Genomic DNA, 12,949 nt, shown 5'->3' on the forward strand with positions numbered 1-12,949 from the left:
CTTCCGAAACATATATACATCGTTTATGAAGAATACGCAGCGCATCGAGACTCCGATAGACGATCGAAACCCGACTGTGACGCGCCGAGGGTTGCTCGCAGCCGGTGGGCTTCTCGCCGTAAGCGGGCTAAGCGGGTGTCTCGATCGGGCTGCGGGCGCGGCGACGAACACCGGGGCCTCACCGGCCGCGTACTGGGACGGCGACGCCACACGCGCGACGTCGGGTACCGAGGCGATCCGCGCGTACGGGGCAGGTCAGACGGACGTCCGGTACGTGCCGGCCACGATTCGGGGCGGTGCCGGCTTCCTCTCCGGCGAGGTCGACCTCGAGGGCTGGAGCACCAGCGCCGCCACGAGCGCACAGGACTACAACTCCTCGCGGTCGAACAAACCGCGCAGCGAGTGGTGGGGCCAGTCCGACGACAGCGACGACGCCAACGACGACAGCCACGCTACGGTACTCGAGGTCGAACGGGAGCTGTTAGGCCACGTCGATTCGGCGCTGGACGCCGTGAGCCGACGATCGAAAGCCGATAGCAGGGAGGCACTCGACGCGTTCATCGACGCCACGACCACGTCGCTCAGGCCCGAACTCGACCGCTGTACCAGCGACGTCTGTTCGGCCGTCCGGGAGAGTTCCGACGGTCGAGTAAAGGGCGTTCGTGCCGCGATGGACGCCGTCGATGCCGAAGACTGGGACGAGGCAGACGGACTGCTCGAGGAGGTTCGGGGCGTCGTCGAGGGAGACATCACGCGGTTGGAGGATGCCCGTGCCAACGACACGCGAAGTAACGGATCGGCGGTCGGGACTCCGGACTGGATCGACGACACGGACGACGACGGCGACGGCATTCCCGACGTCGTCGCGGCGCTGTACGACTACCTCGCCGACGACCCGACCATCGGCGAGCGGTTCACCGTCTGTCTCCCCGACGCCCGTCTGCCGGCCGACCGCGGCGCGCTGGCCGACGAACTCACGCCACGACGGGTGATCGAGTACTTTACCGGCGAGCCAAACGGCGAGCGATGCGAAGCGAACGGACGCGAGGGGGCTGCCAGAATCCACCGAGATATCGCGTGCCGTGACCTCCTGTCGGCAACGCTCGACGAACAGTCCTCCAAGGGCAGCCGGGGCGTCGCTGCGTTCACGACACGCGGTGGCGTCTGCGTCACGGGCGTCCTCCCGGACGCCGACGGTGCCGAAACGATGCTGTACGTCACGGAGGACAGGACGACGCCGAAGCTGTACCAGGGCGTCGCGTACGCGCCCGACTCTCTCGATGAGTGGGGAGAGGAAACGGTGGCAGATGGCGTCGCCGTGACGCCGACGCTGGTCTGTCCCGTGCTGGCGACGCCGGCGGATTGCCCGTGCCCGATGCCCGCGCTGTTCTACGTTCGGCGCTGTAAGCATGACGAGCAGTACCTATTCACCGGCGGGTGGCTGATCGACGACGGCGCACTCTACGAGAACACCATGACCCTCCTGGCCAGCGAGGGCCCGACGGAGGTCGTCGCCGTTTCCGCGGCCGACGTCGACGGCGACGGCTACGGCGACCTCGTCACCGGCCGCCTCTCGCGTCCCCGCAGTCGCTACGGAACGACGATGCTCAGCGGTGGGCACGACCGGGACGCCGACTACCTGCCGGCGGCACTCCGGACCGAGGACGGAGCAGACGGGCTGAACGCGTTGCGAGAAGGCAACGACCGGGTCGTTCGCAAAAAGCCGGGCCGAACACGCGGAGAGCAGGCGGGTGATGACGCTACCGATGACGGCGACGCAGCCGAGATGCTCGTGATGGCGCTGGATGCGCCAGTCGTCCATCTCGCGGCTGCCGAGGCCTCGAACGACGTGAAGTTCAAGGCCGGCGCCGAGCTTTCGAAATCGGTCAACTGAGCGGTCCTTTCCCGAGTTGGACGCCCGGCCGAACGAACTGACCGAGCGAGTACGTCACGCGTTCCGGTCACACGCAATCTACGACACGCGACGTGGAGAGCCCGAGCGGACCGACCTTCCGTGTGACTCACGTCAGGGAGGAATCAGAACCGTTGACGTACTGACTGCGGTCGCCAGTCGACTGTGACGGGAATCGGGACTGGCTTGCAACGACCCAGCGAGATCGGTACGCGGGAGATCGGTGTGTGACGCCTTCGAGAGACGCTACTTCCGTCCGGTCAAGGCGCGAGCCGATTCCCGCCACTGCAGGTCACCGATCGTCCCGAACCGCCGCTCGAGGCGGTCCCAGACGACGATCGTCGACGGAAGCAGGAGGATCGACGTGAGGTAGGCATAGAAGACTCCAAGCGCGAGCAGGAGCCCGAACTCCATGATCAGCGGGATCAAGGCTAGGTACAACACGCCGAGCCCGCAGACGGTCGTGAGCATACTGCCGGTCAGGGCACCGCCGGTTCCACGAACCGTAACCGCGAGCGCATCGTGAACGTCGGCTCCCCGCTCGTACTCGTCGACGAACCGATGCATGAAGTGGACGGTGTAGTCGACGCCGAGCCCGATCGAGACCGACAGAATGGGGGCATTGAACGGGGAGAGCGGAACGTCGAAGAGCCGCATCGACCCCGCCAGCATCGCGACGGTCACGAGGACCGGGACGAGGTTGATCACGCCGTAGATCATCCGTCCCTCGAGCCACCAGTAGGACAGCATCAGGAAGACGGCGGTGAGGATGAACGCGACGATCAGACTCCTGATCGCCGAGTCGCTGATGCGGTCGATGAGGGCCTGGTTGACCACCAGACTGCCCGTCGCCGTCGCGTCCATCTTCATGTCGTCCGCGACCGCTTCGGCGGCGTTCGTCGCCTCCGTCTGGTCCGCGTCGACGTCTACCTGATACACGATTCGGGTCGCGCTTCGGTCGCTCGTGACGTACTGCCGAGCCGCGTCTTCCTCGAGCAGTTCGTCGTAGACCCGGTCGACGTCCCGGTCCGGAAGTCCGTCATCGTTCGAATCGCTCCGCCGGACCGTTGCCGCGAACTCGGGATCGGTCTCCTTGCGTTGCTCCATCGCGCTGATCATGCTATCGGCTTCCGCGCGGCGGTCGGTTTCTTTGAACGCGTCGGGGGGATCCCTGATCGCACGGTCGACGTCCCGAAACGCGGTGTCCGATCTGACGTCCGGATCCTCGACGTAGACGGTGACCGACCCCACGAATCCCTGATCGAAATCCTCCTCGAGGTAGTCGAGGACGGCCATGAACGTGTAATCGCTGGGTGCGAACGGCTCGGGAAGCCGTTCGTACTGGGCGATCCGGTCCTCGTCCGGGAAGAACGCCTCCTGTGAGAACTCCGTATCCACGCCCGTCCCGTAGGCTGCCGCTGCCCCACCGAAGACGAGCGCGCTCACGAGCACGACGGCGGGCGCGATCCGTGCGAGCTTCGCTCCCACGGGAAGGACGTACCCGAGAACCGAGTCCTCGTTTCCGAGCGGTGCAGATCCGAAGTTCGGGATTCGCGTTCCCTCCCGAAGTCGATCCAGCCCGACCTTCCCGGCCGGCAGGAAGACCCCGAAGATGAGGAACGTGAAGATGATACCGACGGCGGCGACGATACCGAAGTCACGCAGCTGGGAGAGCGAACTCGTCAGGTTCGCGGCGAATCCGATGACGGTCGTGATCGTGACGATCAGGAACGCACCGGAAAGCTGGCGCGTCGTGATGCCCATCGCGTCGCCGATCGCCGCTCCCGTCGCTCGTTCCTCGCGATACCGGTTGATGATGTGTATGCCGAAGTCGATTCCGACGGCGAGCAACAGCGGAAACACCGTGACGAGCGAATCCGAGAACGGGATCCCCGCATACCCCATGAACCCGAACGTCCAGACCAGCGTCATCACCAGCGCCAGCAACCCAAGCGAGAGGTCGATCGGGTCGCGATAGGCGACGAGCAGGAAGAACATGATCAAGACGAGCGCCGCCGGGAACACGACGATCGCGGTGTCTCCGAGCAACTGCACCGTCTCTTCCTGGATGAGCGCGTTGCCGAAGACCTCGACGTTCTCGCCCGTCTCGTAGCCATCGATCTCGCCGGCCAGTTCGGCCGTTCGCGTCTGTAGTGCGGCCTTGTCGGTATCGTCCGCGTTCGGCGGCGTATCGTAGGTGACGGCGATCTGAGCGACGTCCGCCTGTGCCGACTCACGAGTAAAGTCCGTGCTTACCGGCAGCCCCATACTCTCGTCGGCATCTGCGATCGCCGCCTCCAGTTCTCCTTGGGAGGCCCGCTCGATGGCGCGTCGTTGCGTTTCGGCCGTGTCGGCCTCCGGATCGAGTTGCTGTGCGACGAGCGAGGCCGGACTCGTCGAGGAGACGACCCGGAGCCCGTCTTCGTTTTCCGCACGCTCCTGAAACTCGAGCATCCGAAGGAGACTCGGCTTCGAGAGGGTGTTGTGCTCGTCAGTGATAAACAGGTTCGCGGTCGATCCGCCGTCGTCACGATCCCCGCGTTCGAAGTCGTCCTGCATGTCCTCGAGGGCTTCCTGTTCCTCTAGACCCTCGGTGAACTGGTCGGTTCCGGCCTCTTGCTCGCCACCGCCACCGATGCCACCGATGAACAGGCCGGTCACCACGACGAACGCGAGGACGATCCGCCAGGGGTGGTCGGTGATCAACGCGTTGACTCGATCGGCGAGATCGAGATCGTCCCCGCTCGAACCGCTACCTTCAGGGCGTTTCTCGAGGTCCCTCATCCGTTAGCTCCGTCGCAACCAGAGGCCGACGCCGAGTCCGGTGACGGCGAGTGCACCCAGGATTCCGACGATGGTCGACGGGAACCCGCCCCCGTCGTCCTCCCCGGGCTCGACCTCGATGGGATGCTGGTAGACGTCCGAGAGGACCGTCTCCCCGCGCTCGGTGTCGTACTCGAAGTCGAGTTCGACGGGGTGGGTCTCGACGCGTGCACCGTCCCCTGCCGAGACTTCGAACGGAAGCTCCGCCGACTCGCCGGGCTCGAGTTCGTCGACGAACGCCTCGTCGTCGGGGGCGTCGAGATCACCCTCGGTGTAGAGTCTGGCGTCGATGTTCGACAGCGTCTCCGCGCGCTCGTTCGTGATCTCGAGCACGAGATCGCTGGTTTCGCCTTGACGGACGGAGACGCCGTCGTCGCTGATCGAGAACTCGTCGGTGCGCTCGTCGACGACGACTCGCTCGGAGATCGGACCGTCTTGGAGCGTCGTATCGCCGCTCCCGGTGTATTCGACGGTAAACCGAAGCTGTCGTGCACCTGCATCGGCGTCTCCGCTGACGTCGGTCGGATACCGGAACGTCGCGGCTTCACCCGATTTCAGTTCGGGCAGCGCGTAGCGGGTATCCTCGACGAACAGCGAATCGCTCATCGGCTCGACGATCAGCACTGCGTCGTCGACGGGTCGTGGCCCGTCGTTGACGACTTCGCCGGTCACCTCTCCCTCGTAGCCGACCGAGAGGGTGTCCTCGAGCGTTCGAATCGAGAACGACTGCTCGTCCGCGGGCGTAAACGTCGATCGCGTGGGGGTCGACATCCGTTCGATTCCCGACCCGTCTTCGTACGTGAACGTCGCCTCGATCGACTTGGCCGTCTCACTCGTCGAGTCGGCGATCGCCGCCTCGACCGTCGTCGTCGTCGACTCGTTGGGTGCGAGATCGCCGATGGCGTTCTCGCTCGCCCCGCCATCGATCGTGACGCCACCGGACCCGGTCACGGAGACGCGGGTTTCGTTCGCGGGTTCCGTTCCCGTGTTTTCGATCTCGAGCGTCATATCGCCGTTTTCGCCGGGCGCGACGTCGGTCTCGACGTTCGAGATCGAAAACCGCGGTTCGTCGGGAACGACGATGTCTAGCTCGAGCGTTTCCGTCGTCGTGAATCGCTGTTGGGACTCCGACACGCGGTTCGTGTAGGCGTACCTGACTTTAACGTCGACTTCGTATTTGCCGGGCTCGACATCCTCGGGAACCTCGAGTTCGAGCGGCGCAGTCGCGATCGTCCCGTCCTGGATCGGACCGACGGCGACCTCGCCGGAGCCGGATTCGAAGGGACCGGCGTCCTCAATCTCGGCGGTGACGCCGCGGGCCGTCAGGACCCGATCGGCCTGTGAGCCGGTTTTGAGGTCTCCGTCGTTTTTGATTTGGACGTCGAGGGTAGTCTCGGTACCCGGCGTCACTTCGGGGTTCGAGTTGACGACCTCGAGTTCCGGTTCACCGCGGGTCAAATCGTTGCCGGACTGCTGTGGTGCCTGTTGTGCCAGCGTTGCGGTCGCGCCAAGCGGGGCGAGGAATCCGACGACGGTGATCGCAGCGAGGGCCAGGGCGAGACGCCGACGGCGGCTCACGGGAACCACCTAGTGGGTGTTTCGCGAGCGGGTGACGCGTCGCGCGGCGACGTCGTCGCCCCCGATACATGTTCGGCGGTGTTACTTTCGCTCATTGTCAGATGTCCGGGAGGGGCGGGCTATAACTCTTTTGAATGAACGTTCAATCAAACCGGTTATGGTGTCCGACGCTGTGCTGTCACTAGATGCAACCCTTCGATCGGGTCGCGGCGTCGAGACTCGCCCGGGGACGGGCGGGCGGACCGGCGCGGTTCAGAGGTGGCCCACCGTGACGATCGACGTGTTCGACGACCCGGCGGATACCCGCGAAGAGATCCTGGCAGCGACCTATCACAGCCTCAGGGACCACGGTTACGCCGGGCTGACGATACAGACGATCGGCGAGAAACTCGACCGGAGCCCGTCGCTGATCTACCACCACTACGAGGACAAGGACGCGCTGGTACTCGCGTGCCTAGAATACCTCCTCGAGTACTTCCAGGACGAACTCGGGCAGGGCAGCGTCGACGAGCCGCGGGCGCGACTCGAGGAACTCCTCGAGTGGTGGTTCGCGATGGACCAAGAGGAGGAGTGGGGCGCGTTCGTAACGACGATTCTCGAACTCCGAAGCCAGGCGGTCCACGACCCGGCCTATCGGGAGCACTTCACCCGGAGCGATCGGCTGTTCAGCGAGTCGATCACGGCGGTGCTCCAGGCGGGTATCGACGACGGGGCCTTCCGCGAGTGCGATCCCGAGGCCGTCGCCGAGACGCTCCAGACGACGGTTCTCGGGACGGTGTTGCGCCGCTCGAGTACGGAGGGCGACGACTGGCTCGGAGGGGTTCACGACGAACTAAACAATTATCTTCGGACGCGCGTGTACGCGACCGAAAACGATTCTGTCAGAGAGTAATCGACTCGTCCGGATTTCGACGCGCTAGCGTTCGCTAACTCACACGAGGGGCGACGAGCCTACGGTTGAGAGGAAAATGGAATTCACGGATTGATGACTATCAGTATATACTATACGTCGCTCGTGAACTGTCGGCACGAGAGAGATGAGTACGGAACGGACGCGAACCACGAGCGGACTCGACCGGCGGTCGTATCTGAAACTGGCAGGGATAGCGGTTCCAGCTGCCATCTCGCCGATGTCTGTAGCAGGCGCGTCGGACGACGGGGCGTACGAAGTCATCGATGCTCGCGGTCAGACGATATGGATCGACGACGGCGAGACGTTCGCGAACAAACTGATCGATTACACGACCGGTGAAGGCTGTACGATCGACGCCAGGGACTCGACCAACTGGACGATCAGAAACATCGGATTCAGAGGGCGAAAGCGCGCTTCCAGAACCGTGTTCGGTCTCTCCGATACCGGCAACGGAACGAGCACCGTCGAAAACGTCTATCTCGGCGACGGATCGGACGCTGTCGGTGACTCACCGCACGGCCCCGGGGGCATCTTCGTCGGCCCGGAGCACAACGGAACCATCGAGTTCAGGAACGTCAACGTCCAGGAGTTCCCCAACAACGGCATCTACGCCTCCGCCCCGGCGACGGACGGCGACGGATCGATTCACATCGACGGCTGTTACGCGGCGAACTGTGGAATCTCCCACTATCGCGTCGGCGGCGACGACGATATCATCACCAACTCGAGCGTCGAACTCACCGAACGCGGGTACGACGGCCGCGGCGTCTGGGCGTGGGCACCCGGACCGGTATCCGTAGCCGACTGCGAGTTCGCGATGAACGGTCGCCACTACTCGTTCGTTGTCGGCGCGAACGACGACGCGAGTCACCTTCGAATCTCGGACACCGAGTGGGATGACGAATTTCACGGCGGGTGGGATATCCGCTCGGGAGGGGCGATCACGTTCAGTGAGTACAGCGGTAATAATCCACATGCAGCCGTTCCTGACGGGTGCCCGGCGTCGATCGCTGACGCCTTTCCGACTGCTGTCGGCGATATCTTTATGGACGATCAAGAGTCGACTGGCGAGTCAGTTACCGTCGGAGTAGCGTTTTATAATGCGGCCGACACCGTGATCACCATCGAAACCGAATCCGGCGACGTGGTTGGCCACAGTGACGTGGTCCCAGCCGGCGACACAGTCGAAGACCTGTCGGTATCGCTCGAGTCGCCACTCGAGGAGAGCCAAGCAGTAACAGGGCGTCTACAGTACGCTCGCGGGGAGGATCAGTTCGGTGCTACTGTCGACGTTGACGGCGAATCCGTCACCGATACCGCCGACGTGACGATAACTAACGAGGACAGCGATACGGCCGATATCAGACAGTACGACACGAACGATAGTGGCCGGATCGAATTCACCGAGGCCCTCCGGGCAGTAGCGGAGTACAATACCAACCGGATCGATTTTCAGGGAGTACTAGCCGTTATTGACGCCTACAACACAGGGAAAACCGTTTGAGCAGCGTCTCGATCGAAATCGAGCGCTTCAAACGGACTGTACTGGTCCGCTCAAACAGTAATCAGATCCGTATCTCTTCGACGATAGACTGAACGTCGACACTTCTCCAGGAACGACGACCGATTCGACCGCCGTTTTCGTCCAGCGATACCGAGACCGAGTAGCATTTCCCTTCGGTTACGTTATCGTTGTAACCTATGATAGTCATGGTAAGGCATAAGACAAGTTGATAAGCGGCGAGTCGATAGCTTCCGGTGGCGGGGACGGATGGGATCTCACCCTGCTCACCCACACTCGATCGATCCCGCCCTGTGGGTAGGGGTACCAGGGTGTGTATCACCAACCATCCGACTTTCGGTGCAGCCAACCGTCGTTTCTTGTCATCGGAGTAATTGTGTCTCCGCGGCACAATTACTGCTTCCTGAACTCCGCGTTCTTACGTATGGTACGTGGGTGCACGACACTCGCCTGGAGGGATCTCCGCTCGAGCGGTGGGGATCGCGGTCGTAATACCGTCTTACCGTACTCTACTAACTCTTTTTCAGTAGTCATAATGGTGATACCGACAGTCTCGATAATTACACAATCCGGAACAGACCTCTAAATAAGTATTTCCTACCGAATTCGTGACATAGGTCTGGTCCGGGTATCGATTTCGGCCAAGTAGCGGGTTGAACGGTTTGATACGGGTATAATCGGAGATATTATCCGTGGCATAATAAGAGACACACGACTGTTCCTGTATGTCATAGAGTATACTCATCTGTCGTGACGTACAACAAAGTATTTAAGACACGCCTATGAAATATCGTCCGTACCCCTACCCATGGTCATGCAAGCTAGTAGGATCGGACGGCGTCTTTCGGACCGCACTCAACGTTCGATTACCCGGACTCACGATCGGAACGCAAGCGTGGCCACTCAGGAGAAGCAACCCAACTAACATAACATATGACAAGAAACGACAAACCAACCTATCGCGAGAAGGGACGTGCAGTGTTCCTGACCGTGATGATGGTACTGTCCGTTGTCGCCATGTCCGCAGCGTTTGCGGGCGGGGCGGCGGCGGCAGCGACCGCGGTTAATTCGGACGATACAGCCTCAGGCGAATCGGATATTACGGTCACTCACGACGCGAGTGACTCGAACGTAGCATACGTGGTGAGTGCCGACGCCACTTACGACGCTGGTACCGACCTCTACGCCAGCGCATCGGCAGATAGCTCCGGCGAAACCACCTTCGAAAACGTAGACATCACTAGTCTTGCTGCAGACGACTACAACGTCTACGCGGTTTCGGGTAGCTCGAGTGCTACTGCCGAACCAGGCGATGGTGACAGTCTCGATACGGACTGGTCCGACGTCGAGAACGTCGACGAACTGACCGTCGAGGCAGCCAACTACGAGGTTTCGAACATCGATGCACCACCGTACGCACCGTACGGTGCGGACATCACGGTCAACGCGACGATCGAGAACACCGGTGACCTCGAAGGAGATCAGACGGTCTCCTACCACGTAACTGGTGAAGGAAACGGTGCAGGAGCCCTTACCTTCAATCAAGATGACGAGAAGGACTCCCAGAGCAACGTCGTGATCTCGCCTGGCGAAGAGGCGAACGTTGAGTTCGTGCCGAACACGGGAGACGATGCCGTCTTCAGTGGCGCTGAGACTGACGCCAACAACGACTACGGTCACGGTGTCGCCACGGACGACGACAACGCTGGAACAGACCTGACGATCGCAACGGACAACAGCGGGACCGTGAGCACTGACGTCGTCAATGCTGACACCCGTGAACCCGTCGCGGATACTACCGTCAACATCTACGATGCTGACGACTACAACGCGGACCCGTCCACTGCAGTTCCGCTCGACACTCTCACGACTAACGACGACGGATTCGTCCGCTTCGAGGGCCTCGCTGTTGGTCCTGATCAGGGTAGTTCGTACGACTACGTCGTTGAAGCAGAAGGGAGCGACCTCCTCGTCTCGAACACCCGTACGGCTTCGCTCTACACGCCGGGTCAAACTGGTGACAGCGTCGAAGTCGAACTCGAGAGCGACGAAGCGCCACAGGAGATCGGCATTGGCGTCTTCGACGAAGAAGAGCAGGAAATCGTCAGTAACGAGACGACGCTCCTCGCAGACGGAGAACTCGACAACACGCAGACGTACGTCGTCTACTCGCAGACACAGAACGACGACGACCGCGCTGTGAACCGCGACGTTACGGTCGACCTCAGCACTGCTGAACTCGAACCTGCTGGCTTCGACATCGCTAGCTTCCTCGATGCGCAGGGTGACTCCACGAAGGACCTGACCGTCACGATCAGTCCCGACAGCCCCGAAGGCAACATCGACGACAATGCCGCGACGGGCAACTGGTCGTACGAAACGTTCGACGTGAGTGCTGACTACGCCAACGAGAGCAACATGACGGACGGCGACATCCAGCCGATCGTCAAAAACCTCATCGACGGCGAAGCAGTCTCCGGCCTCGACGATGACGCCACTGCAGACGACTCGAGTGCTGCGGCTAACGTCACGTACGTCCTCGAGGGCGACGAAGTCGTCACCGGTGAGATCCGCGACGGCGAAACCCAGGAGCCGATCGAAGACGCTAACGTCTGGGTCGCCTACGACGGACAGGTCGACCAGTCCTACGATTACATTAACGAAACCTTCGTTAACGATGAGGGAGACTCCTTCCTGACTGCCGAGACCAACGAGGACGGCGCTTACGTCGTCAGCGGTCTCGCCGGTGAGCAAACGGACTTCAACCTCTACGTGTCCTACAACGACCAGTACGACCAGATCAACCTGTCCTCTGAGGCAGCCGGTCAGTTCGTCGCTGGTACGGACCAGAACCTGAACACTGGCGATCCAAACGACCAGGTGACGCAAGACGTCGCTATCTTCCAGGAAGACGTCGTCTTCGACTACCGTACGAACGTGTACGTCGAAGAGGATGGCGAATGGGTGAACGCAACGTCCCTGCCGCTCGACGATACGACCAACGTTCAGATCGTGACCGAGCGCAACCCACAGACTGGCGACGACGAGTGGAGCCCCGCTCCGGGTCAGGACGTTGAGCTTACCACCGACGACGGTACCGTCGGCGCACTCGACGCCACCAACCTCACGACCGACGATAACGGTACGGCGATGACGACGTTCGTCGGTGGCCCGAACACGGGCGTCACTGACATCAACGCCACTACCGAGAACTCCGAAGACACGGAGTTCACCACCGACGAGAACCAGAACGCCGAAGTCGAAGTCTTCGGCGTCGGTCAGATCACTGGCGACGTTGTTGACGCAGACGACAACAACATCCCCGGTGCAAACGTCGAACTCTACGTCTGGAACGCAACCAGTCAGGAGTACGACCTCGTTGGCGAGCGTGAAACTGGTGCCACTGGTTCGTACGCGTTCACGGACCTCCGAACCGGTATGGACTACCGCACTGAAGCAACGTTCAACGGACAGACTGGTTACACGATCGACGAGAACCTCCCGCTCGGGACGACTAACGCTGACATCGTGATCGAGGGTGTCGAGGCCCCCGAAGGCTTCGCAGTCTCCGATCTGGCTGCACCTGCGGACGCAGCCCAGGGCGACACGATCACGGTGACGGCGAACGTCACTAACACCGGTGCCGAGAGTTCCACCAACACGGTCGACTACACGTTCGACGGTGCAGTCGTGGACTCCACCGATGTCACGCTCGATGCTGGAGAGAGTACCACGGTCGAGTTCGAGTACACCGTCGACGCCGAAGCTGGTGACTACGAGCACGGCGTCTCGACGTCGCTCAACGACCAGACTGCTACGCTGACTGTCACTGAAAACGACGGTAATAACGACTTCGACGTGTCGCAGTACGACACGAACGATAACGGCCAGATCGATATCAACGAAGTCCTTACCGCAATTCAGGACAACAACAACGGTGACATCGGCACGACCGACGTGCTGACCGTCCTTCAGGCGTACAACACCGACCAGGAAGTCTGAAATCGCTCAGACTCTCCAGTCGGCTCGCGAATTGAAATCTAGCTTATTTTTTGACGGCCGCTGAACGACTACTTATAAGTCAATTGCTATTCACTCCGGCGACTACATATTGGCGTTCGAAATACGTTATTAACCCCCCGCTTTCACCAACTGTTACTAAGAGGCGCTATACTGTGCGTCTACACCAGTTATTAATACC

The 12,949-nt window shown here is 61.5% G+C and carries 6 protein-coding genes; 4 read left to right on the forward strand and 2 right to left on the reverse strand.

Annotated features, from left to right (window positions below):
- Positions 1 to 25 precede the first annotated feature (25 nt).
- Entirely contained in the window at positions 26 to 1,894 is a 1,869-nt protein-coding gene (locus J0X27_RS14255; protein WP_207269829.1) for an FG-GAP repeat protein, read from the forward strand.
- 264 nt (positions 1,895 to 2,158) lie between these two features.
- Here the strand turns inward: J0X27_RS14255 and J0X27_RS14260 are convergent, their stop codons facing one another.
- Together J0X27_RS14260 and J0X27_RS14265 are read right to left on the reverse strand one after the other, a co-directional pair.
- Positions 2,159 to 4,696 carry an efflux RND transporter permease subunit gene (locus tag J0X27_RS14260; protein WP_207269830.1) on the reverse strand — a complete coding sequence of 846 codons (2,538 nt, stop codon included), beginning with the start codon at positions 4,694 to 4,696 and terminating at the stop codon, positions 2,159 to 2,161.
- 3 nt (positions 4,697 to 4,699) lie between these two features.
- Complete coding sequence (locus J0X27_RS14265; protein WP_425491921.1) at positions 4,700 to 6,313, reverse strand: COG1361 S-layer family protein; 1,614 nt, start codon at positions 6,311 to 6,313, stop codon at positions 4,700 to 4,702.
- 268 nt (positions 6,314 to 6,581) lie between these two features.
- On the opposite strand from J0X27_RS14265, the gene J0X27_RS14270 reads away from it, so the two are divergent.
- The 3 genes from J0X27_RS14270 (at position 6,582) to J0X27_RS14280 (ending at position 12,750) form a co-directional block, all read left to right on the forward strand.
- Entirely contained in the window at positions 6,582 to 7,205 is a 624-nt protein-coding gene (locus J0X27_RS14270) for a TetR/AcrR family transcriptional regulator (protein ID WP_207269832.1), read from the forward strand.
- Positions 7,206 to 7,350: 145 nt separating this feature from the next.
- Positions 7,351 to 8,730, forward strand: coding sequence for a hypothetical protein (locus tag J0X27_RS14275; RefSeq protein ID WP_207269833.1), 1,380 nt, complete (start codon positions 7,351 to 7,353; stop codon positions 8,728 to 8,730).
- 951 nt (positions 8,731 to 9,681) lie between these two features.
- Entirely contained in the window at positions 9,682 to 12,750 is a 3,069-nt protein-coding gene (locus J0X27_RS14280) for a surface glycoprotein (RefSeq protein ID WP_207269834.1), read from the forward strand.
- Positions 12,751 to 12,949 lie beyond the last annotated feature (199 nt).

Origin of the sequence: Natrinema longum (assembly GCF_017352095.1) — an archaeon.
GTDB classification, from domain to species: domain Archaea; phylum Halobacteriota; class Halobacteria; order Halobacteriales; family Natrialbaceae; genus Natrinema; species Natrinema longum.